The organism is Streptomyces collinus, from assembly GCF_031348265.1.
Lineage (GTDB): Bacteria > Actinomycetota > Actinomycetes > Streptomycetales > Streptomycetaceae > Streptomyces > Streptomyces collinus.
This window is the reverse complement of the sequence record NZ_CP133771.1, coordinates 665,206-686,421: the sequence shown is the minus strand read 5'-3', so window position 1 is coordinate 686,421 and position 21,216 is coordinate 665,206. Positions and strand designations below refer to the sequence as shown.

The following is a 21,216-nucleotide window of genomic DNA, read 5'->3' as shown; positions in this document are numbered from 1 at the left end:
AAGCGTCGCCGGCCTGCTAGGAGGGCGACGCCGGCCCGCTAGACAAGCGACCGGCGCGATCCGGGCCTGGGCGGCTCCTCGCCCAGCGCCCGGGTCAGTGCTGCCCGCTGCAGCGGGAGCACCTCGGCGTGCAGGTCACGGCCCTTGGCCGTCAGTGCGACCCACACGCCCCGGCGGTCCTCCACGCACACCGACCGGGCCACCAGCCCGTCCTTCTCCAGCCGGGCGATCAGCCGCGACAGCGCGCTCTGACTGAGGTGGACCCGCCCCACGAGGTTCTGCACGCGGCACTGCTCGCCCTCCTCGGGCGCCGCGGTCGCGAGTATGTCCAGGACCTCGAAGTCGGACGCGCCGAGGCCGTGCGGGTGCAGCGCCCGGTCGATCTCGCACATCGTCCGCGCGTGCGCCGACAGGATGTCCCGCCACCGATCCTCAAGCTGCCCGCCAGCCGTCTTCGCCGCCATATGGGAACGGTAACACCGGAGCACGGTTCCATGACCGTGCATGCAGACGGGCGCCCGGCCCGTACGCAGGGCCTTTAGGTCGACTCCCGCTTCACCAGCTCCGTCGGCAGGATCACCGCCGCCGGATCCTCGCCCCCGATCTGCGCGAGCAGCACCCGCACCATCTCGCTGCTGATGCGGTCCCAGGGCTGCCGGATCGTCGTCAGCTCGGGCCCCGCGGCCACCGCGGCCGGTGAATCGTCGAAACCGCCGACGGCCACGTCCTGCGGCACCCGCCGCCCCGCCCGGTGCAGGGCCGTGAGCACTCCCTGCGCCATGAGGTCCGAGGCGACGAACACCGCGTCGACGTCCGGCGCCCGCGCCAGCAGCCGCTCGGCGCCCGCCTCACCGCTCGCCCGGCTGTAGTCGCCGGAGACGACCAGCCGCTCGTCGAACTCCAGGCCCGCCTCCGCCAGCACCTCTTGGTAACCGGCGAGGCGCTCGACACCGCCGGGTGTGTCCAGCGGGCCGGTCACCGTGCCCACCCGGCGCCGCCCGAGCGACAGCAGATGGCGCACCATGTCGCGAGCGCCGTCACGGTCGTCGGCGGCCACGTAACTGACCTTGGAGGCCAGCCCGATCGGCTTCCCGCACGCGACCAGCGGCACCCCCGCCTCGCGCAGCCGCTCGGCGACGGGATCACCGGAGTGGCTGGAGACCAGCAGCACCCCGTCGACGTGCCCGGCGGTGATGTAGCGCGTGATGCGCCGCCGTTCGTCCTCGGTGCCCGCCAGCATCAGCAGCAGCGGAATGTCGTGCGCGGCGAGCGCCTGGGTGCAGCCGCGCAGCAGGACGTTGAAGTTGGGGTCCTCGAAGAACCTCTCCTGCGGCTCCGTGAGCAGGAAACCGATCGAGTCGGACCGCCCGGTGATCAGAGAGCGGGCGTGCCGGTTGACCACGTAACCCGTTCTGCGGATGGCCGCGTTGACCGCCTCCTGGGCGGCCGGACTGACGTAGTGCCCGCCGTTGAGGACGCGCGAGACGGTGCCGCGCGAGACACCGGCCTCGCGGGCCACGTCATGGATCGTGGGCGGCCTGCGCCTGCCTCCCGTAGCGTTCACGGTCACGACTTTACGGCTCCGGAGAGCAGATCCAGACTCCAGAACCGCTGGATGACCAGGAAGAGGGCGACCAGCGGGAACACCGCGAGCAAGGCCCCGGTGATCACCAGGGTGTACAGCGCCGGGGTGTTGGCGCCCTGCTCCAGCAACGTGAACAGGCCGAGCGTGATCGGGAACTTCTCGTCGTCGCTGAGCATGATGTACGGCAGCAGGAAGTTGTTCCAGATCGCCACGAACTGGAAAAGGAAGACCGTCACCATGCCGGGGACCATCATGGGCAGGGCGATCCGCGTGAAGATCCGCCACTCGCTCGCCCCGTCCATGCGCCCCGCCTCGATCACGTCGGCGGGCACCGCGGCGGCGGCGTAGATCCGCGCGAGGTAGACGCCGTACGGGAAGAGGATCTGCGGCAGCAGGACGGACAGGTACGAGTCGGTGAGGTCGGCCTTCGCCAGCAGCAGGTACTGGGGGACGGCCAGGATCACGGGCGGCATCAGCACCCCCGCGAGCAGCAGGTTGAAGAGCGTCTCACGGCCGCGGAAACGGTAGACCGCGAGCGCGTAGCCGCTGATCGCCGACACACATGTCGACAGCAGAGCCCCGAGGCCGGCGTACAGCGCGGAGTTGGCCATCCACTGCCAGTAGACGCCGTCGCGGTAGGCGTTGAGATCCCGGATGTTGCCGGCGAAGCCCGTGCCCGGCAGGAACGTGAACGTGGAGAACAGCTCCCGCCCGGACTTGGTGGCGGCGATGACCACCCAGGCGACCGGGAGCAGGCAGTAGAGCGAGCCCAGCAGCAGGGTGGCCGTGGGGATCAGGGCGATCCGGCGGCGCAGCGGCGGGCGGCCCTGGGCGGTGCCGGGCGTGCTGCCCGCCACCGGCTCGGTCTGGGGGACGGCGAGGGAGCTCATCGGGCTGCCTCCTGCTTCTGGCGACGGTTCGCGGCCCGCAGGAAGCCGAAGGAGAGGAGGAGGGTGGCGAAGGCGATGATCACGGCCTGCGCCGCTGCCCCGTAGATGTCACCCTCACCGAAGGCGTCCCGGTGCACCTTCATCAGCGGGCTCCACGTCGTGGACACCGAGTTGGTGAGCGGCTTGAGGGTGGTCGGTTCGTTGAACACCTGGAGCGTCGCGATGATCGAGAAGAAGAAGGTCAGCACCAGCGAGGGCGACACCATCGGGATCTTGATCCGCAGCGCGATCTGCAGCGGGGTGGCGCCGTCGAGCTTCGCCGCCTCGTACACCTCCGCCGGGATCGCCTGGAGCGAGGTGTAGATGACGATCATGTTGAAGCCGGTGCCGCCCCAGACCGCGATGTTCGACAGGGCCAGGAACAGCGGCCCGCCGTCCAGCAGGTCCGGCTGCGGCATCCCGAGCCTGTCGAGCACGAAGTAGAAGGGGCTGACGTCCGGCAGGTAGAGGAAGCCCCACAGCAGGGCCGCCACCACACCGGGGATGGCGTACGGCAGGAAGATCGCGAGCCGGGTGACGGGTGCGAGCCGCACCTTCTCCGAGTCGAGCATCAGCGCGAACAGCAGGGCCAGGCCGAGCATGACGGGCACGACGATGCACCCGTAGCCGAGCACGCGCAGGGTGCCGTGCAGCAGTTCGCTGTCGGAGAGGGCGTCGGTGTAGTTCTCCAGGCCGGCCCAGATCTCCTTGCGGGCGCCGGAGCCGAGGCCGAGGCCCGACACCTTCACCTTGCGGAAGCTGAGCCAGACCGCGTAGCCGATGGGCAGCGCGAAGAACAGCGCGAAGAGCAGTACCGCTGGGAGGAGGAAAAGATAGGGGGCGCTTCGCGCTCGTTCGAGGGTGGTGGTGGGAGACGGGTGGGCGTACGGGGCCCCCTCGGCCCCGTACGACCGCCGGCGTGCCGTGCTTTTCACTCCGCGACCTCGAAGCCCTGCTTCTTCATGTCGGCGACGGTGTCGGCCTGCATCTCGTCCAGCGCGGCGCCGAAGTCCGACGTGCTCTTCGCCGCGGCGCCGAAGGCGTCCTTGAACGTGGTGTACGCGACGTTCACGTTCGGGCCCCAGGCGGAGGGCGCGGTGGTCTCCGCGATGTCGGCGGCCTTGGTGTAGAAGTCGGCCTGGTTGGCGAAGTAGGCCGGCGGCTTGAGGAAGGCGCCGCTGGTCTGGGCGTTGGTGGCGGCCGGGTAGATGCCGCTCTCCTTCGCCAGCGCGTTCAGGGCCTCGCTGTCGGTGTTCAGCCAGGCGGCGAACTTCGCGGCGGCGGCACGGTGTTCGGAGTCGGTGGTCACGGCGGTGGAGGAGCCGCCCCAGCTGCCGGTGCTGTTGTCGCTCGCGGACCACTGAGGGAGCGGGGCCATGGCCCACTTGCCCTTGGTGTCGGGCGCGGCCGTGGTCAGGGTGCCGGGCGCCCACACGGCGCTGACCCAGGCGATCTGCTTGCCGGTGTTGAGCGCCTTGTTCCAGGCGGGCGTGTACATCGGCTGGTTGTCGATGGCGCCCTCCTTCACCAGGCCGCCCCAGAACTTCGCGACCTTCCGCGTCGCCGCGTCGTTGATGGAGACCTTCCACTGGTCGCCGGACGTCGTCCACCACTTGGCGCCCGCCTGCTGGGCGAGGCCCGCGAAGAGGCCCGAGTCGTTGGCGGAGAAGGTGGTGAGGTCCTTGTCCGGAGCCGCCTTCTTCAGCTTGCGGGCGGTCTCGGCGAACTCGTCCCAGGTCGTCGGCACGGTGAGGCCGTACTCCTTGAACAGGTCCTCGCGGTAGTAGAACATCATCGGCCCGATGTCCTGCGGGACCGCGTAGACCGCGTCCGTGCCGAGCGTGGTCTGCTGCCAGACGCCGCCGGCGAACTTGTCCTCGGCCTCGCCGACGTTCTTCGAGATGTCGGCGAGCGCGTCGTTGCTGACGAGGGTGGGCAGCGCCTGGTACTCCGCCTGCACCAGGTCGGGCGCCTTGCCGGCCTTGTGCGCGGTGAGGATCTTGGTGACGAGCGTGTCACCGGACGCCTGCTTCTTCACCGTGACGGTGATCTGGTCCCTCTTGCCCGGCCCCTTGTTCCACAGGTCCACGACCTTGTCCATGCCGGGCGTCCACGTCCAGTACGTCAGCGAGGCCGGCCCCGACTCGGTCTCGCTGTCCGCGGATTCCGAGCCGCAGGCGGCGAGGGTGGTGGCGCCGAGGGCGATGGCGACGGCGGTTCTCACGAGGCGGCGGCGCTTCGTGTACGGCATGGATCTCTCCCCTGACCTGGGGTCCTCGCCTGCTGCGAGGACCTGCCATGCTTCTGTGAGCGTTCACAGTAGAGAAACATCCCGGACACTTGTCAATGGTTGTTGCTGTGCGGTTATGTTGGGCTCCGCACTGCGAAGTTGTGTGTGCACGTTCCCAATCCGTCGATCGACCGGGAGACCTTCCATGCCGGAGACCACCCCCAGGGGCCTCACCAGGCTCGCCTTCGGTGGGGACTACAACCCCGAGCAGTGGCCGGAAAGCGTCTGGCAGGAGGACGTCCGGCTGATGCGGGAGGCCGGCGTCACGATGGTGAGTGTCGGGATCTTCTCCTGGGCGCTGCTGGAGCCCTCACCCGGCCGTTACGACTTCGGCTGGCTGGACCGGCTCCTGGACCTGCTGCACGAGCACGGCATCCGCGTCGACCTCGGCACGCCCACCGTCGTCCCGCCCGTCTGGTTCTACCGGGCCCACCCCGAAGCACTGCCCGTCACCGCCGAGGGCGTGCGCTACGAGTTCGGCTCCCGCGCGGCCATCTGCCACAGCAACGCGGACTACCGCTCCGCCGCCGCGGCCATCACCACCAAGCTCGCCGAGCGCTACGGCGACCATCCGGCCCTGGCGATGTGGCACGTCCACAACGAGTACGGCGTCCCCGTCTCCGCCTGCTACTGCGCGTCCTGCGCCGCCCACTTCCGCCGCTGGCTGGCGACCACGTACGGCACGGTCGACGCGGTCAACGAGGCCTGGGGCACGGCCTTCTGGGGCCAGCGCTACGGCGGCTTCGAGGACATCAACCCGCCCCGGCTCACCCCCGCGGCCGTCAACCCCGGCCAGGCGCTGGACTACAAGCGGTTCGCCGACGCCACCATGCGCGAGAACTTCCGGATGGAGCGGGACATCCTGCACCGCCTCTCACCCGGCGTCCCGGTCACCACCAACTTCATGACGGCGCTGAGCCAGTGCGACTCCGTCGACTACTGGGCCTGGGGCCGTGAGGTCGACCTCGTCACCAACGACCACTACCTGATCACCGACGGCCGCCGCACCCACGTCAATCTGGCGATGGCCGCCGACCTCACCCGGTCCGTCGCGGGCGGCGCCCCCTGGCTGCTGCTGGAGCACTCGACCTCGGGCGTCAACTGGCAGCTGCGCAACCCCGCCAAGGCCCCCGGCCAGATGGCCCGCAACTCCCTCGCCCATGTGGCGCGTGGCTCCGAGGGCGCCCTGTTCTTCCAGTGGCGCCAGTCCCGGCGCGGTGCCGAGAAGTTCCACTCGGCGATGGTCCCGCACGGCGGCACCGACACCCGCGTGTGGCGCGAGGTCGTCGAACTCGGCGCGAGCATGGAGGTGTTGAGCGAGATCCGCGGCACCCGCACCGAGGCCGACGTGGCCGTGCTCTGGGACTGGCACTCGTGGTGGGCGCAGACCCTCGACTGGCGCCCCAGCGTCGACCACGATGCCCGCGAGCGCGCCGACGCCTTCTACGAGGCCCTCTACGACCGCCACCTCACCGTCGACTTCGCCCACCCGGAAGCCGACTTGTCGAGGTATCCCCTTGTCGTCGTACCGGCCCTGTACCTGATGACGGAGGCGGCCGGGCGCAACCTCAAGGCCTACGTCGAGCAGGGCGGTACGCTGGTCGTCTCCTTCTTCTCCGGCATCGTCGACCAGCACGATGCCGTCCACGAGGGCGCCTACCCGGGCCCCCTGCGGGACGTCCTCGGCCTCACCGTCGAGGAGTTCTCCCCGCTGCTGCCCGGCGAACGGGTGCGCGTCACCGGCCCCGACGGGACAGAGCTGTCCGCCGACGTGTGGACGGAGTTCGTCGTGCCGCGCGGCGCCGAGACCGTCTCGGCCTACGCCGACGGCCCGGCCGCCGGGCTGCCCGCCGTCACCCGGCACCGCCTGGGCGAGGGCACCGCCTGGTACGTCTCCACCCGGCTCGGCGCCGACGGTCTCGACGCGCTGCTCGGCCGGGCGGGCGAGGACGCCGGGCTCGCCCCGCGCACCGATCTGCCCCGGGACGTCGAGGTGGTCCGCCGCACCGGCGCATCGGGCACCTACCTCTTCGCCGTCAACCACACCGGCTCCGACGCCAAGGTGCCGCTGGAGGCCGCCGGCACCGAGCTGCTGACCGGTGACCGCGCCGCCGGCCGCCTCGCGGTCCCGGCCGGAGCCGTCCGGATCGTCCGGCTCGACGGCTGAACCGACTCCCTCCGCCCGCGCGAGCCACGAGCCGCGGGCGGAGGGATCCTCACCCGCCTCCGCGTGAGAGGCACTCCGCCTCCACCTGAGAGGTACTCCCCAACACCCCCACGTCGAAGGGACGACGGACGACGATGTTCCATCCCAGACGCACCCTCAGGGCCCTGCTGCTCCCGCTCGCCGCGGGCCTCGCCCTCACCGCCCTGCCCGCCGGCCCGGTCCACGCCGCGAGCACGCTGACCAACGTCGGCTTCGAAGCCGACGGAGCGGGCGCCGCGACCCCGAACGGCTGGTCCGAGTACGGCGACACCGGCGCCTCGTTCACCGAGTCCGGCGGCCACGGCGGCAGTCACCGCCTCAGCCACTGGTCCTCCTCGGCCTACAAGGTGGAGACCTACCAGTACCTGTCCGGACTCACCAACGGGAACTACAAGCTCACCGCCTGGGTGCGTTCCGGCGGCGGGCAGAAGTCCGCGTACCTGGCGCTGAAGAACTGCGGTGGCGCCGAGCAGCGCACCGACCTGCCGGTCTCGTCCAGTGGGTGGATCCGGATCGTCGTGCCGGTCACGGTGACCGGCAACCAGTGCACGATCAGCGTCAACAGTGACGCGAACGCGGGCAATTGGATCAATGTCGACGACCTGACCTTCACGTCCGGCACGACCGGTACGTCGATCAAGGGCGCCGACATCTCGTCGCTGGCCAAGAGCGAGGCCAAGGGCGGCGTCTACCGCAACAGCTCGGGCACCGCCGCCGACCCCCTCTCCGTCCTCAAGGCGTCCGGGATGAACTACGCCCGCCTCAAGGTCTGGGTGAACCCGGCCGACGGCTACAACAACAAGGCCCGCGTCCTGGCCACGGCCAAGCGCGTCAAGGCCCAGGGCATGAGGCTGCTGGTCGACTTCCACTACTCGGACTTCTGGGCCGACCCCGGACGCCAGGACAAGCCCGCCGCCTGGACCGGACACTCCTACGGGCAGCTGAAGACGGACGTGTACAACCACACGTACGACGTGCTGAACGCCCTGAAGGCGCAGGGCACCACCGCCGACATGGTCCAGGTCGGCAACGAGATCAACGGCGGCATGCTGTGGAACGAGGGATCCACCTCCGACTGGACGCGGCTGGCCGGTCTGCTCAACTCCGGCTACGACGCGGTCAAGGCGGTCAACCCCTCCACCACCGTGGCGCTGCACCTCGCCGAGGGCGGCGACCTGGAGGGCACCCGCTGGTGGTTCGACAGCGCGCGCTCCAACGGCGTGAAGTTCGACGCGATCGGCCTGTCGTTCTACGGCTACTGGCACGGCACCCTGGCCGACTTCCAGACCACCCTCGACGACGCGGCCGCCCGCTACGGCAAGCCGGTCTTCGTCGCCGAGACCGCCTACCCGTTCCGCCTCGACAGCGAGGACGCCCACGAGAACATCATCGACACCAGCGCCGAACTGGTCCCCGGCTACCCGGCGAGCGTGACCGGCCAGACCCGGTGGATGAACGACATGATGAGCATCGTGGAGGCCGTCCCGAACGGCCGCGGCCTGGGCGTCTTCTACTGGGAGGCGACCTGGACCGCGGTGAACGGCAACGGCTGGGACCCGACCGACGCGGCCTCCGGCAACGCCTGGGAGAACCAGGCGCTGTTCGGCTACGACGACCGGGCGCTCTCGTCGATGTCCTGGTTCCGGCACCGCTGAGGGCGCGGGGGAGGGGCCCGGCTTCCGGGCCCCCTTCTCTCTTGACGCGCCCCTGCCGAACTCCGTCTTTCCGTATGGCAGTTCGGTATCGGTCAACGATGCCGAACCCCGGACGCGGCGGCATCGGCTGCGAGACAGTGGGAAGACGCGGTGAGAGGGCGAAGCCGCGAGGCAGGGGCACGACATGCTGAGGACTCCCACGGGCGAGACGCGGCTGCGCATCCTGGCCTGGCTGAAGGAACCCCCGGCCGCGGCGGACGGTGTCACCGCGGACGCCGTCGCCGAGCGGTTCTCGCTGCCACGCCCGGTCGCCATCACCCATCTCCGGCTGCTGGAGGCCACCGGCATGCTGCGCACCAGCAGATCCGCGGGCCGCGTGTGCTACCACCGCGACGACATGCGGATCGCGGAGGTCGCCCGGATGTTTGAGAAGGGCTGGTAGGCGACCCGGTATGGCGGTATCGCCCCCGACGGTGAAGGACACGCGCGCGATGGATCGTCCCACGGCACTCGTCCCACGCCACTACGTCGAAGTGGGCCCCGGCCCCGAGGACGTGGTCGCCGACCCGCGCGGCCGGGTCCTCACCGGCGTCGCGGACGGCCGCATCCTGCGGCTCGACGCCCTCGCCGACCCGGTCGCGGCCCGCGTCGAGGTGATCGCCGAGACGGGCGGCAGGCCACTCGGGCTCGAACTCCTCCCGGACGGCGACCTGCTGGTGTGCGACGCCGAACGCGGACTCCTGCGCGTCGGCACCGGCGACGGCACGGTCCGGGTCCTGGCCGACTCGGTGGCGGGCGAGCCGCTGCGCTTCTGCAGCAACGCCGTCTCCCTCTCCGACGGCAGCGTCTACTTCACCGTGTCCAGCCGCCGGTACCCGCTGGAGCACTGGATCGGCGACATCGTCGAACACACCGGAACGGGACGTCTGCTGCGGCTCGCCCCCGGCGGTGACACACCCGAGGTGGTGCTGGACGGCCTGCAGTTCGCCAACGGGGTCGCCGCCGGCGCCGACGAGTCCTTCCTCGTCGTCGCCGAGACCGGCGCCTGCCGGCTCCTGCGCCACTGGCTCACCGGGCCGAAGGCCGGACGGAGCGAGCCCTTCGCCGAGAACCTCCCCGGCATGCCCGACAACCTCTGGCGCGACGCACCCGACGGACCGATCTGGGTCGCGCTCGCCGGGCCCCGCGTACGGGCCCTCGACCTGCTCCACCGCGCCGCGCCCGGCGTCCGTGCCGCCGCCGCGCGTCTGGCCGTGCGCGCGCCCTTCCGCCCCACGGGCACGGTCGGCGTCATGGCCTTCGACGACCAGGGCCGCGTCGTCCACCACCTGGCCCGCCGCCACTCCGGCTACCGCATGGCCACCAGCGTGTGCGCGGCGGCCGGGCACCTCGTCCTGGGCAGCGTCCGGGAACGGGGCGTGGCGGTCTGCGAGGCACCCGCCCCGACATGACCCCGCTCCGCTCCCGGGGTTAACCTGAACGCGGCCGCGGGCATCCACCGCGGCGCGGCGGTGGGGCCCGCCGTACCCGAACCGCGGCAGTGACGCCGCCAACGGTCCCTACTTGCGACGGCACGCGCCCGCACGACCCGGGCCCCGGCGAGTAGGAGACGTACCACCATGACGGCCCCCGAAAAGCGCCTCCGCCTTCCGGTCCGGCGACCGCCCTCCTGGCGCGCCCAGGCGCCCGTCGTCGCGGCCGTGTCGCTCGGGGGAGCGGTGGGCGCGACCGCCCGCTACGCGGCCTCCCTCTGGTGGACCACGCCCCCGAAGGGCTTCCCCTGGACGACCCTCGGGGTCAACATCGCCGGCTGCGCCGTGATCGGTGTGTTCATGGTGGTCATCACCGAGATCCGGCCCGCCCACCCCCTCGTCCGCCCCTTCTTCGGCACCGGCGTCCTGGGCGGCTTCACCACCTTCTCGACCTACGCCGTCGACATCCGCAGACTCATCGACGGCGGCCAGGCCGGCACCGGCCTGGCCTACCTCGCCGCGACCCCGCTCGCGGCGCTCACAGCGGTGTGGCTCGCGGCCGCGACGACCCGCCGCGCCCTGAAAGGGAGGCAGCCATGACGAGACTCACCGGCAGCGCCCTGCGCCTGACCGTCCTCATCGGCGAGAGCGACACCTGGCACCACAGGCCCCTCTACTCGGAGATCGTCCACCGGGCCCACGCGGCGGGCCTCGCGGGCGCCAGCGTCTTCCGCGGCATCGAGGGCTTCGGCGCGTCCTCCCTCATCCACACCTCACGGCTGCTGTCCCTGAGCGAGGACCTGCCGATCGCGGTCGTGATCATCGACACCGCGCCGCGCGTCCGCGCGTTCCTCCCGCAACTCGACGACATCGTCACCGAAGGGCTCGTGACCCTGGAGGACTGCGAGGTGATCCGGTACGCCGGACGCGGGGACGATCCCGGCACAGCGGACAGGAAGGGTAAGAGGTCGTTGTGAACTGGCTGCTGGTCGTCTGCGGCGCGATGGTCGGCGCCCCGCTGCGCTACCTCACCGACCGAGCGGTCCAGTCCCGGCACGATTCCGTCTTCCCCTGGGGCACCTTCACGGTGAACGTGGCCGGCTGCCTGGTCCTCGGTCTCCTCACCGGAGCCGCCACCCACCTCCAGTTGCTGCTCGGCACCGGCCTGTGCGGGGCCCTGACGACCTACTCGACGTTCTCCTACGAGACGCTGCGGCTGGCGGAGTCCGGGGCGCGTCTGCAGGCCGCCCTCAACGTCGCGGTCAGTGTGACGGCCGGTGTCGCCGCGGCCTTCGCGGGGGCGGCACTGACGCGTATGTGAGGCGCGTCCATGAGATCCGTTCTCGTACGGGTGTAGTAGGACGGTCCCCTCCGCTCCAGCCCCCGAGCAGAACTGGATCCCATGAGCGTCATCAGCGTCGGTCAGGCCGTCGTCCTCGGAGCCGTCGAGGGGGTGACCGAGTTCCTGCCCGTCTCCTCGACCGGCCATCTGAAGATCGTCGAGGGGCTGATGGGCATCCCCGTCGACGACGACGCCGTGGTCGGGTTCTCGGCCGTCATCCAGGTGGGCGCGATCGCCGCGGTGCTCGTGTACTTCTTCAAGGACATCGTGCGGATCGTCTCCGCCTGGGGGAGGGGCCTGCGCGACCGCGAGGAGCGGTACCACCACGACTACAAGTTCGCGTGGTGGGTCATCTGTGCGACGATCCCGATCGTCGCCGTCGGGCTCGCCGCCAAGCCGCTCATCGAGGGGCCGCTCGCCTCGCTGTGGGTGGTCGCCGGCTCGCTGATCGTCGGCAGCGGCGTGATGTGGGCGGCTGACCAGATGGGCCGGCACAAGCGCGGCGAGGACGACACCTCGTTCAAGGACGCGATGCTGGTCGGCAGCTCCCAGATCCTCGCCCTGCTCTTCCCCGGCTTCTCGCGCTCCGGCGCCACCATGTCCACCGCGCTCATCCTCGACCTGGACCGCGTGGCCGCCACCCGGCTCTCCTTCTTCCTCGGCATACCCGCCCTGACGGGCGCCGGCCTCTACGAGCTCAAGGACGCCCTGGGCACCGGGGTGGGGGCGGCGCCGCTCGCCGTCGGCACGGCCGTCTCCTTCGTCGTGGCGTACGCCTCCATCGCCTGGCTGCTGAAGTTCGTCGCCAAGCACTCGTTCAACGCGTTCGTGATCTACCGGATTGCGGTGGGCGTGCTGCTGTTCGGGCTGCTCGGAGCGGGTGCCCTGCACAGTTGAGTGGTCTGCCGGGAGGCGCCGTCGGCTGTCTGCGGCGCCATCGTGGCTCGTCGCGCAGTTCCCGTGCCCCTTTGGGGCGCCCCCTTGACAGGGGCCTCCCGTCGCCCGGAGTATCTCCCCCGTGAACCTGTCAGACAGCCGGACAGCCGGACAGCCTGTGCGACGCGTGAGTGCCATGGAAGCGGTGCTGGCGCACCTGCGCGGTGCCATCGAACGTGGCGAGTACGCCATCGGCGACAAGCTCCCCTCCGAGGCGGAGCTGTGCCGGGCCCTGGAGGTCTCCCGGCCGGTGCTGCGCGAGGCGTTGCGGGCGCTGCAGACCATGGGTCTGACCGTGTCCCGGACCGGCAAGGGCACCTTCGTCGTGGCCAGTACCGTCGAGGACCCCACCTTCGGCGACTACGCGGCCAGCGACCTGCTGGAGGTGCGCCGCCACGTCGAGATCCCGGTCGCCGGGTACGCGGCCCGGCGCCGCACCCCGGAGAACCTCGACCACCTGGCCCACCTGCTGGACCGGATGGAGCGGGAGACGGACACCACCGCGTGGGTCGCCATGGACACGCTGTTCCATCTCGCCGTGGCCGAGGCGGCCCAGAACCCGGTCTTCCGCCGGGTCATCGAGGAGATCCGGGACGCGCTGGCCCGCCAGTCGGCCTTCCTCAACGAGCTGGGCGGCCGCCGCGAGCAGTCCAACCGCGAGCACCGGGCGATCGTCGAGGCGCTGATCGACGGTTCCGAGAACGACGCGGTGGAGGCCATGGCACACCACCTCGACCGCGTAGAGACGACCCTCACCGACATCGTGCGTCCATCGCGCACGGACACCCCCATGGAAGGCGGACCCGAGGCGTGAGCGAGCAGTCCCTGCACAATGAGGTGCAGAAACGTTCCGTCCATGTCGATGCCGGAGACGAGGGCTACAGCAAGTCCCTGAAGTCCCGGCACGTCAACATGATCGCCATCGGCGGAGCGATCGGCACCGGCCTCTTCCTCGGCGCGGGCGGACGCCTCGCCGACGCCGGCCCCTCCCTCTTCATCGCGTACGCGGTCTGCGGCCTCTTCGCCTTCCTCGTCGTGCGCGCCCTCGGCGAACTCGTGCTGTACCGGCCCTCCTCCGGCGCCTTCGTCTCCTACGCACGCGAGTTCATGGGGGAGAAGGGCGCCTACACCGCCGGCTGGATGTACTTCCTCAACTGGGCGACCACCGGCATCGCCGACATCACCGCCGTCGCCACCTACACCCACTACTGGGGCATGTTCTCCGACATACCCCAGTGGGTGATCGCGCTGATCGCCCTGGCGGTCGTCCTCACCGTCAACCTGATCTCGGTGAAGATCTTCGGCGAGCTGGAGTTCTGGTTCGCGATCGTCAAGGTCGGCGCACTGGTCGTCTTCATGTGCATCGGCATCTTCCTGCTGGTCACCCAGCACCCCGTCGACGGCCACACCCCCGGCCCGTCCCTGATCGGCGACAGCGGCGGTGTCTTCCCGCACGGCCTGCTGCCCATGCTGCTGATCATCCAGGGCGTCGTCTTCGCCTACGCCTCCGTCGAACTGGTCGGCGTCGCCGCCGGCGAGACCGAGAACCCCGAGAAGATCATGCCCAAGGCGATCAACTCGATCATGTGGCGCGTCGGCGTCTTCTACGTCGGCTCGGTCGTGCTGCTGTCGATGCTGCTGCCCTGGAACAAGTACACCGCCGGGGAGAGCCCCTTCGTGACGGTGCTCTCCAACATCGGCGTGCCGGCGGCCGGCGGCGTGATGAACCTCGTCGTCCTCACCGCCGCCATGTCCTCCCTCAACTCCGGCCTGTACTCCACCGGCCGCATCCTGCGCTCCATGGCCATGTCCGGATCCGCGCCCAGGTTCACCTCGGTGATGAGCCGCAGCCAGGTCCCCTACGGCGGCATCCTGCTCACCAGCGGCATCTGCGTGCTCGGCGTCGGACTCAACTTCGTCGTGCCCGCCGAGGCGTTCGAGATCGTGCTGAACTTCGCCGCGATCGGCATCCTCGCCACCTGGGGCATGATCATGATCTGCCACCTCCTCTTCTGGCAGAAGACCCAGAGGGGCGAACTGACCCGCCCGGGCTACCGGCTGCCGGGCTCCCCCTGGACCGAGATCGTGACGCTGGCGTTCCTCGCCTCCGTCCTGGTCCTCATGTACGCCGACGGCGGCGCGGGACGCACCACCGTGCTGTGCCTGCCGCTGATCGTCGGGGCACTGGTCGCCGGATGGTTCGCCATCCGCGGCCGTATCGCGCGCAAGTCCACCACCGGAGCCGGCGCGTGAGGAACGCGCCGCTCCCAGAGAAGCAGGCAGTGATGTTCAGCAGTTCCCTCGCGGACGCACCCCTTGTCCGTGAACCCGTCCACGCCCCCGTCGCCCACCTCATACGCGGCGGAATCGTCGAAGGCATCCACTACGGCTCCGTCGTCGTCCTCGACGCCGACGGAGGGGTCGCGCTCCAGATCGGAGACATCGAGGCCGCCTTCTACCCCCGTTCCGCGATCAAGCCCGTCCAGGCCGTGGCCATGGCCCGGGCGGGGCTGCCGCTCGACGGCGAGCTCCTGTCCCTGACGGCGGCCAGCCACTCCGGAGAGGAACGCCACCTCGCCGGTGCCCGGCGCATCCTCGACCTCGCCGGGCTCACCGAGGACCATCTGCGCAACGTCACGGACATGCCGTTCGACCCGGTCGTCCGGGACGCCTGGGTGCGCGAGGGCCGGCTGCCCTCGCGGCTCGCGCAGAACTGCTCCGGCAAGCATGCCGCCATGCTCTACACCTGCATGCTCAACGGCTGGCCCCTGGAGAACTACCTCGACCCCGGCCACCCGCTCCAGCAGGCCATCGCCGAGATCGTCGAGGACCTCACCGGTCAGCGCATCGCCCGGGTCACCGTCGACGGCTGCGGCGCACCCCTGTACTCCATCTCCCTGCACGGCCTCGCCCGCGCCACCGCCCGGATCGTCACCGCCGCGCCGGGCACCCCCGAGGCCCGGGTGGCCGACGCCATGCGCGAGCACGCGGAGATGGCCTCCGGCTCCGGACGGGACGTCGCCGCGCTGATGCGGGCCGTGCCGGGGCTGTTGTCCAAGGACGGCTTCGAGGGCGTGCAGGTCGCTGCGCTGGCTGATGGGCGGGCCGTTGCGGTGAAGATCGCGGACGGGGCGAACCGGGCGCGGGTCCCCGTGACCGCCGCCGCGTTGGCCCGGGCCGGTGTCGACCCGGCGCTGCTCGCCGAGTTCGCGGGTGAACCCCTGCTCGGGGGCGGGGAGCCGGTGGGGTCGGTGCGGGTGGTGCGTGCCCTGGATCCTCTTCCGGCGACGGCTCACCGGTAGCACTGGGCCGCATCCCGACGGGGCACTGCCCGTCGTCGACGGTCCGACGGCCGTCCGTGGTGGTTCGCGCAGTTCCCCGCGCCCCTGAAGGGCGTGTATCCCACCCTCAGTTTCACGCAGAAAGAGGACCCTCACCGTCATGACCGCCACCACCCGCTCCGAGCACGATCTGCTCGGCGACCGTGACGTTCCCGCCGAGGCGTACTGGGGTGTGCACACCCTGCGGGCCACGGAGAACTTTCCGATCACGGGGATGCCCATCTCCGCCTACCCGCACCTGATCGACGCGCTCGCCGCCGTCAAGGAGGCCGCCGCCCTCGCCAACGAGGAACTCGGCCTGCTGGACTCCAAGAAGGCCGCCGCCATCGTCGAGGCCTGCCGTGAGATCCGGGACGGAAGGCTGCACGACCAGTTCGTCGTGGACGTCGTCCAGGGCGGTGCCGGCACCTCCACCAACATGAACGCCAACGAGGTCGTGGCGAACCGGGCGCTGGAACTGCTGGGCCACGCCAAGGGCGAGTACGGCTTCCTGCACCCCAACGAGGACGTCAACCTCGGCCAGTCCACCAACGACGTATACCCGACCGCCGTCAAGATCGCGACGGTGTTCGCGGTGCGCGGGCTGCTCGACGCGATGTCCGTCCTGCAGGACACGTTCGCCCTCAAGGCCGTCGAGTTCCGCGACGTCCTCAAGATGGGCCGCACCCAGTTGCAGGACGCGGTACCCATGACCCTGGGGCAGGAGTTCTCCGCGTACGCCGTCATGCTGGACGAGGACCGGGCCCGGCTCGCCGAGGCCGTCCAGCTGATCCATGAGATCAACCTGGGCGCGACCGCGATCGGCACCGGCCTCAACGCGCCCGCCGGATACGCCGAGGCGGCCCGCCGCCACCTCGCGGCCATCACCGGACTGCCCCTGGTGACCGCGGCCAACCTCGTCGAGGCGACCCAGGACTGTGGCGCGTTCGTGCAGATGTCCGGCGTGCTCAAGCGCATCGCGGTCAAGCTCTCCAAGAGCTGCAACGACCTGCGGCTGCTGTCCTCCGGCCCGCGCGCCGGCCTCGGCGAGATCAACCTGCCGCCGGTGCAGGCCGGTTCGTCGATCATGCCCGGCAAGGTCAACCCGGTGATACCCGAGGTCGTCAACCAGGTCGCCTTCGAGGTCATCGGCAACGACGTCACCATCACCATGGCCGCCGAGGCCGGACAGCTCCAGCTCAACGCCTTCGAGCCGATCATCCTGCACTCCCTGTCGGAGTCCATCACGCATCTGCAGAGCGCGTGCCTGACCCTGGCCGAGCGCTGCGTGGCCGGCATCACCGCCAACACCGAGGCGCTGCGCACGAGCGTCGAGAACTCCATCGGTCTGGTCACCGCCCTCAACCCGCACATCGGCTACACCGCCGCCACGGACATCGCCAAGGAGGCTCTCGCCACCGGCCGTGGCGTGGCCGAACTCGTCCTGGAGAAGGGCCTGCTCCCCGCCGAGACCCTCGCCGCCCTGCTGCGCCCCGAGGTCCTGGCAGGCAGTGGCCACAGCCCGGCCTGACCCGCACGAGCGCACCCGGACCGGCGGAGGGACAATGGCGATCATGACATCGTCGTCGACCTTCCAGCCGGTCCTGGAGCGCATCGCCGAGGAGATCGAGCGGACCCCCGGCAGAGGCCGGCCCGCCGACTACATCCCGGCGCTCGCCGCCTGCGACCCGCGCAGCTTCGGCATGGCCGTCGCCGACCTCGACGGCGCGGTGTACGGCGTGGGGGAGTGGCGCCGTCCGTTCTCCGCGCAGTCCCTCACCAAGGTCTTCACCCTCGCCCTCGACCTGGCCCGTGAGGGCGACGTCCTGTGGGAGCACGTGGGCCGCGAGCCCTCGGGCAACCCCTTCAACTCCCTCGTCCAGCTGGAGTACGAGAACGGCATTCCCCGCAACCCGTTCATCAACGCGGGCGCCCTCGTCGTCACCGACCGGCTGCACACCCGTACCGGCGACGCCTCGGGCGAACTGCTGTCCTTCCTGCGGACGGAGAGCGGCAACCCCGGCCTGACCTTCGACCAGGAGGTCGCCGCCTCCGAGTCCGCCCACGGCGACCGCAACGCCGCGCTCGGCCACTTCATGGCGTCCTACGGCAACATCGACAACCCCGTGCCGACGCTCCTGGAGCAGTACTTCCGGCAGTGCTCGATCGCCGCGTCCTGCGCCGACCTCGCGCTCGCCACGAGCTTCCTGGCCCGGCACGGCATCCGCGCCGACGGCACCCGCCTGCTCACCCGCAGCCAGGCCAAGCAGATCAACGCGATCATGCTGACCTGCGGCACCTACGACGCCGCGGGCGACTTCGCGTACCGCGTGGGCCTGCCCGGCAAGAGCGGGGTCGGCGGCGGCATCATCGCGGTCGTGCCCGGGCGCTGCACTCTGTGCGTGTGGAGCCCGGGCCTGGACGAGCGGGGCAACTCGGTGGCGGGCGTGGCGGCGCTCGACCGCTTCACGACCCTGACCGGCGTGTCGGTCTTCTGACCACCTTCCGCCCCCCGGGGCGCCGGTGTGGCAGGACCCTGGCCGCGTCGGACAGACTTCGGCCGGTGATCACCGGCCGGTCACACACGGGACGCCCGCCGGAGAGGGGAGCGTCCCCTCCCGGTCATGCGCCGTTGACACGCTGCCCGAGTGTTGGCCATGGCTTCCCCCGTCGATCTCCGCCGCTGCCAGGTACTCGGCCTGGCCGGTACCGCCTGCCTCGCCCTGGGCGGTGAGACGGCCGGCGCCCTGCCCGTGGCGGATCTCCTCCACCCGGCATCCGCCCGCGCCGCCCTCGGCCTGGTCGGCGTGTACTTCGGCGTCGTCCTGCTGATCGCGGCCTGGCTGCTGCTGGGCCGGCTGGTCCGCGGCCCGAGACCACCCGCTCCCCGGGACCTGCTGCTCGTCCTCGCCGTCTGGGCGGCCCCGCTGCTGATCGCCCCGCCGCTGTTCAGCCGCGACGTCTACAGCTACCTCGCCCAGGGCGCGATGGTCGAGGCGCACATGGACGTGTACGCGCACGGGCCGTCCCGGCTCGGCGGCCCGCTCGCCGACGAGGTCGCCCCGATCTGGCGGCACACCGGCGCCCCGTACGGCCCGGTGTTCCTCGCCGTCGCGGCGGCCCTGTCCGGTCTGACCCGGGGTGAACTGCCCGCCGGACTGTTCGGGATGCGGCTCGTCGCCCTCGCCGGCGTGGCCCTGATGGCGGCCGCGCTGCCCCGTCTCGCCCGCCACAGCGGCGCCGACCCGTCCGCCGCGCTGTGGCTCGGTGCCCTCAACCCGCTGGTGCTGCTGCACCTGGTCGCGGGCGCCCACAACGACGCCGTCATGCTCGGCCTGCTCGGCATCGGCCTGGTGGCGGCACTGGGCCGGTGGCCGGTCCTCGGCGCCGTCCTCGTCACCCTCGCCGCCCTGGTCAAGGCGCCCGCCGTGCTCGGTCTCGCCGCCGTCGTCGTCCTCCAGACCCGCGCGGGGCGCAGCCCGTTGAAGGCCCTGGTGCCGACCACCGTCGCAGCCGCCGCGACCACCGTCGCCGCGACGGGCGTGGCCGGCACCGGATACGGCTGGGTCGGCGCCCTGAACACCCCCGTCTCACCCCAGAACTGGGCCCTGACCACCCTCCTGGGGCGCGCCACCCGCGCCCTGCTGGAGCACCTCGGCAGCGGTCTCGCGCCGCTGGCGGTCCCCGCCTGGCACGCGCTGGGCATCGTGACCGCGGTGACCGCGATCGTGCTGATCTGGCTGCGGCTGCGCCCCCGGCCCGTGTACGCGCTCGGCCTGTCCCTGGCGGCGGTGGCCGCGCTCGGCCCGGCGATCCGCCCCTGGTACGCCCTGTGGGGCCTGTTCCTCATCGCCGCCGCCGCACCCAGTACGTCCGTACGCCACCGCACGGCGGCGGTGACCGGCGTGCTCGCGCTGTGCGTCCTGCCCAGCGGCGGCCCCGCGGACCCGGGACAACTCGTGCTGGCCCTCTCCGGCGGGGCACTCGCGGTCGTCGTGCTGTTGCAGGCCCGCCAGGCCGAACTCGCCCCGGCGCCGGGAAGCGCGGCATGACCCCGGCCCTGCCGCGCACCGACCGGGGCCGGCTGCTGCTGGTGCTCGCCCTCGCCACGCTGGTGACGCTCTTCACCGCGACCGTGCCGCTGCTGCGCGACTGGTTCGACCTGCGCGTCTACTACGGCAGCATCGACTCCTGGGCCCACCACGGCGGCCGCGTCTACGACTACCGGGTGCCCGGCACGCCGTACGGCTTCACCTACCCGCCGTTCGCCGCCGTCGCCATGCTGCCCATGGCCCTGCTGGGTCTGCACGCCGCGATCGCCGTCGCCCTGCTGCTCAACCTGGCCGCCCTGGCCGTGGTCCTGCGCCTGCTCGCCGGGCCGGACTGGCGACGCCACGGCTGGTACGGCTGGGCCCTGACCGCCTGTCTGCTCGCCCTGTTCGAACCACTCCGCGACACCTTCAGCTTCGGGCAGGTCAACCTCCTGCTGCTGGCGCTCGTGCTCGCCGACGCGACGCTGCTCGCCACCGGACGCGGGCGCCTGGCGGGCGTCGGTATCGGTCTCGCGGCCGCGATCAAGCTCACGCCCGCGCTGTTCATCGGTCTGCTGCTGCTGGCCGGACGCCGGCGCGCGGCGGCGGTCGCCACGGCCGTCGCCGCGGGGGCCACAGCCCTCGCGGCCGGGGTGGACCCGGACGCCTCGCGGTTCTACTGGACCGAGGCGCTGTGGGACACCGACCGCGTGGGGCGCCTCGGTTACGTCTCGAACCAGTCCGTGCAGGGCGTCCTGGCGCGGCTCGGCGAACCGGACCGCGCGGTGTGGGCGGTGGCGGTCCTGCTGATCCTCGGTGTGTGGGCGCTGCGGACGCGCCGGGCGGCCGCAGCGGGGGACTGGGCGGCCGCGTTCGCCCTGACCGGTCTCGCCGCCTGCCTCGTCAGCCCGATCACGTGGGTGCACCATCTCGTCTGGCTGCTCCCGTCCTTCGCCGTGCTGGTCCGCGCGGGGCGCCCCCGGGTGGCGGGCGCCCTGTACGCGGTGCTGTGCACGAGCGTGGTGTGGCTGTGGTTCGACGACGCGTCCGGCGTCGCCGGGTTCCTGGGGAGCAACACCTACGCCTGGATCACTCTGGGCCTGCTGCTGTGGCTGCCGGCCGGTCAGCTCCGGCCGGGCCTGCGGACCGGAAGCCGCAGCACCAGCACCACGACCGCCGCGCCCGTACCGACGGCGCCCGCGATCAGCCCCGCCTCCGTCCAGACGGACCCCTGTACGGCCGCCGCGACCGCGGGCGGGGTCGTCACCGCGGGTCGCGCGGGCGCGGGCGGCGCGCCGAGCGAGCCCACCGCCTCGACCTTGCCGGCCGATCCGAAGCCCCAGTCGAGCAGCGAGCGCGCCTCCTCGTACACGGCGGACCCGTCGCCCTCCTGAGGGTTCATCACCGTCACGACCAGGGTGCGCCCGTCGCGCCGCGCAGCCGCGACGAG

At 71.4% G+C, this 21,216-nt stretch carries 20 protein-coding genes; 15 read left to right on the top strand and 5 right to left on the bottom strand.

Annotated features, from left to right (window positions below; translation table 11 throughout):
• Positions 1-38 precede the first annotated feature (38 nt).
• The 5 genes from RFN52_RS03115 to RFN52_RS03095 all read right to left on the bottom strand — a co-directional run bounded on the left by RFN52_RS03115 (position 39) and on the right by RFN52_RS03095 (position 4,765).
• Positions 39-464, bottom strand: coding sequence for a MarR family winged helix-turn-helix transcriptional regulator (locus tag RFN52_RS03115; protein ID WP_184841989.1), 426 nt, complete (start codon positions 462-464; stop codon positions 39-41).
• Positions 465-538: 74 nt separating this feature from the next.
• On the bottom strand, positions 539-1,570 hold the full coding sequence (locus tag RFN52_RS03110; RefSeq protein ID WP_184841986.1) for a LacI family DNA-binding transcriptional regulator: 1,032 nt from the start codon (positions 1,568-1,570) through the stop codon (positions 539-541).
• Complete coding sequence (locus RFN52_RS03105) at positions 1,567-2,475, bottom strand: carbohydrate ABC transporter permease (RefSeq protein ID WP_184841983.1); 909 nt, start codon at positions 2,473-2,475, stop codon at positions 1,567-1,569. Before RFN52_RS03105 ends, RFN52_RS03110 begins: the two co-directional genes overlap by 4 nt.
• Complete coding sequence (locus RFN52_RS03100) at positions 2,472-3,449, bottom strand: carbohydrate ABC transporter permease (RefSeq protein WP_184841981.1); 978 nt, start codon at positions 3,447-3,449, stop codon at positions 2,472-2,474. Before RFN52_RS03100 ends, RFN52_RS03105 begins: the two co-directional genes overlap by 4 nt.
• Positions 3,446-4,765: an ABC transporter substrate-binding protein gene (locus tag RFN52_RS03095; protein WP_184841978.1), complete on the bottom strand. Its 1,320-nt coding sequence runs from the start codon at positions 4,763-4,765 to the stop codon at positions 3,446-3,448. Before RFN52_RS03095 ends, RFN52_RS03100 begins: the two co-directional genes overlap by 4 nt.
• A gap of 184 nt (positions 4,766-4,949) precedes the next feature.
• Here RFN52_RS03095 and RFN52_RS03090 point away from each other — a divergent pair, with 184 nt between their 5' ends.
• The 15 genes from RFN52_RS03090 to RFN52_RS03020 all read left to right on the top strand — a co-directional run bounded on the left by RFN52_RS03090 (position 4,950) and on the right by RFN52_RS03020 (position 21,160).
• The gene (locus RFN52_RS03090; RefSeq protein WP_184841976.1) at positions 4,950-6,971 is read left to right on the top strand and encodes a beta-galactosidase; all 2,022 of its coding nucleotides are present in this window, start codon (positions 4,950-4,952) and stop codon (positions 6,969-6,971) included.
• Between the two features lie 134 nt (positions 6,972-7,105).
• Entirely contained in the window at positions 7,106-8,665 is a 1,560-nt protein-coding gene (locus RFN52_RS03085) for a glycoside hydrolase family 53 protein (RefSeq protein WP_184841973.1), read from the top strand.
• A 184-nt stretch (positions 8,666-8,849) separates the two neighbouring features.
• Complete coding sequence (locus RFN52_RS03080) at positions 8,850-9,107, top strand: ArsR/SmtB family transcription factor (RefSeq protein ID WP_184841970.1); 258 nt, start codon at positions 8,850-8,852, stop codon at positions 9,105-9,107.
• Positions 9,108-9,156: 49 nt separating this feature from the next.
• Positions 9,157-10,116, top strand: coding sequence for an SMP-30/gluconolactonase/LRE family protein (locus tag RFN52_RS03075; protein ID WP_184841968.1), 960 nt, complete (start codon positions 9,157-9,159; stop codon positions 10,114-10,116).
• A gap of 168 nt (positions 10,117-10,284) precedes the next feature.
• A complete protein-coding gene (gene crcB, locus RFN52_RS03070; RefSeq protein ID WP_184841965.1) occupies positions 10,285-10,737 on the top strand; it encodes a fluoride efflux transporter CrcB in 453 nt (150 codons plus the stop codon).
• Positions 10,734-11,114 (top strand): DUF190 domain-containing protein, encoded by a 381-nt coding sequence (locus RFN52_RS03065; RefSeq protein ID WP_184841962.1) that lies wholly within the window; start codon positions 10,734-10,736, stop codon positions 11,112-11,114. The genes crcB (RFN52_RS03070) and RFN52_RS03065 overlap by 4 nt, the downstream gene beginning before the upstream one ends.
• Positions 11,111-11,458 (top strand): fluoride efflux transporter CrcB, encoded by a 348-nt coding sequence (gene crcB, locus RFN52_RS03060; RefSeq protein ID WP_184841960.1) that lies wholly within the window; start codon positions 11,111-11,113, stop codon positions 11,456-11,458. Before RFN52_RS03065 ends, crcB (RFN52_RS03060) begins: the two co-directional genes overlap by 4 nt.
• An 81-nt stretch (positions 11,459-11,539) precedes the next feature.
• Positions 11,540-12,376 carry an undecaprenyl-diphosphate phosphatase gene (locus tag RFN52_RS03055; RefSeq protein ID WP_184841957.1) on the top strand — a complete coding sequence of 279 codons (837 nt, stop codon included), beginning with the start codon at positions 11,540-11,542 and terminating at the stop codon, positions 12,374-12,376.
• A gap of 175 nt (positions 12,377-12,551) precedes the next feature.
• Positions 12,552-13,229 (top strand): FadR/GntR family transcriptional regulator, encoded by a 678-nt coding sequence (locus RFN52_RS03050; RefSeq protein ID WP_184853765.1) that lies wholly within the window; start codon positions 12,552-12,554, stop codon positions 13,227-13,229.
• Positions 13,226-14,668 carry an amino acid permease gene (locus tag RFN52_RS03045; RefSeq protein ID WP_184841954.1) on the top strand — a complete coding sequence of 481 codons (1,443 nt, stop codon included), beginning with the start codon at positions 13,226-13,228 and terminating at the stop codon, positions 14,666-14,668. Before RFN52_RS03050 ends, RFN52_RS03045 begins: the two co-directional genes overlap by 4 nt.
• 32 nt (positions 14,669-14,700) lie before the next feature.
• On the top strand, positions 14,701-15,717 hold the full coding sequence (locus RFN52_RS03040) for an asparaginase (RefSeq protein ID WP_184841951.1): 1,017 nt from the start codon (positions 14,701-14,703) through the stop codon (positions 15,715-15,717).
• A gap of 139 nt (positions 15,718-15,856) precedes the next feature.
• Positions 15,857-17,266, top strand: a complete 1,410-nt coding sequence (aspA, locus tag RFN52_RS03035; RefSeq protein WP_184841948.1) for an aspartate ammonia-lyase — start codon at positions 15,857-15,859, stop codon at positions 17,264-17,266.
• 34 nt (positions 17,267-17,300) lie between these two features.
• Complete coding sequence (locus RFN52_RS03030; RefSeq protein ID WP_184841945.1) at positions 17,301-18,233, top strand: glutaminase; 933 nt, start codon at positions 17,301-17,303, stop codon at positions 18,231-18,233.
• 159 nt (positions 18,234-18,392) lie between these two features.
• On the top strand, positions 18,393-19,787 hold the full coding sequence (gene mptB, locus RFN52_RS03025) for a polyprenol phosphomannose-dependent alpha 1,6 mannosyltransferase MptB (RefSeq protein WP_184841942.1): 1,395 nt from the start codon (positions 18,393-18,395) through the stop codon (positions 19,785-19,787).
• Positions 19,784-21,160 carry a glycosyltransferase 87 family protein gene (locus RFN52_RS03020; RefSeq protein WP_308432052.1) on the top strand — a complete coding sequence of 459 codons (1,377 nt, stop codon included), beginning with the start codon at positions 19,784-19,786 and terminating at the stop codon, positions 21,158-21,160. Before mptB ends, RFN52_RS03020 begins: the two co-directional genes overlap by 4 nt.
• The last annotated feature ends 56 nt before the right edge of the window (positions 21,161-21,216 follow it).

Excerpts from the sequence above, each read along its gene's own strand:
- RFN52_RS03040 (WP_184841951.1), top strand. The coding sequence starts at position 14,701 with ATGTTCAGCAGTTCCCTCGCGGACGCACCCCTTGTCCGTGAACCCGTC.
- crcB (WP_184841965.1), top strand. The coding sequence starts at position 10,285 with ATGACGGCCCCCGAAAAGCGCCTCCGCCTTCCGGTCCGGCGACCGCCC.
- RFN52_RS03090 (WP_184841976.1), top strand. The coding sequence starts at position 4,950 with ATGCCGGAGACCACCCCCAGGGGCCTCACCAGGCTCGCCTTCGGTGGG.
- RFN52_RS03105 (WP_184841983.1), bottom strand. The coding sequence starts at position 2,475 with ATGAGCTCCCTCGCCGTCCCCCAGACCGAGCCGGTGGCGGGCAGCACG.
- RFN52_RS03065 (WP_184841962.1), top strand. The coding sequence starts at position 10,734 with ATGACGAGACTCACCGGCAGCGCCCTGCGCCTGACCGTCCTCATCGGC.
- RFN52_RS03030 (WP_184841945.1), top strand. The coding sequence starts at position 17,301 with ATGGCGATCATGACATCGTCGTCGACCTTCCAGCCGGTCCTGGAGCGC.
- RFN52_RS03115 (WP_184841989.1), bottom strand. The coding sequence starts at position 464 with ATGGCGGCGAAGACGGCTGGCGGGCAGCTTGAGGATCGGTGGCGGGAC.
- RFN52_RS03075 (WP_184841968.1), top strand. The coding sequence starts at position 9,157 with ATGGATCGTCCCACGGCACTCGTCCCACGCCACTACGTCGAAGTGGGC.
- RFN52_RS03020 (WP_308432052.1), top strand. The coding sequence starts at position 19,784 with ATGACCCCGGCCCTGCCGCGCACCGACCGGGGCCGGCTGCTGCTGGTG.
- RFN52_RS03050 (WP_184853765.1), top strand. The coding sequence starts at position 12,552 with ATGGAAGCGGTGCTGGCGCACCTGCGCGGTGCCATCGAACGTGGCGAG.
- RFN52_RS03055 (WP_184841957.1), top strand. The coding sequence starts at position 11,540 with ATGAGCGTCATCAGCGTCGGTCAGGCCGTCGTCCTCGGAGCCGTCGAG.
- RFN52_RS03085 (WP_184841973.1), top strand. The coding sequence starts at position 7,106 with ATGTTCCATCCCAGACGCACCCTCAGGGCCCTGCTGCTCCCGCTCGCC.
- RFN52_RS03095 (WP_184841978.1), bottom strand. The coding sequence starts at position 4,765 with ATGCCGTACACGAAGCGCCGCCGCCTCGTGAGAACCGCCGTCGCCATC.
- mptB (WP_184841942.1), top strand. The coding sequence starts at position 18,393 with ATGGCTTCCCCCGTCGATCTCCGCCGCTGCCAGGTACTCGGCCTGGCC.
- RFN52_RS03080 (WP_184841970.1), top strand. The coding sequence starts at position 8,850 with ATGCTGAGGACTCCCACGGGCGAGACGCGGCTGCGCATCCTGGCCTGG.
- aspA (WP_184841948.1), top strand. The coding sequence starts at position 15,857 with ATGACCGCCACCACCCGCTCCGAGCACGATCTGCTCGGCGACCGTGAC.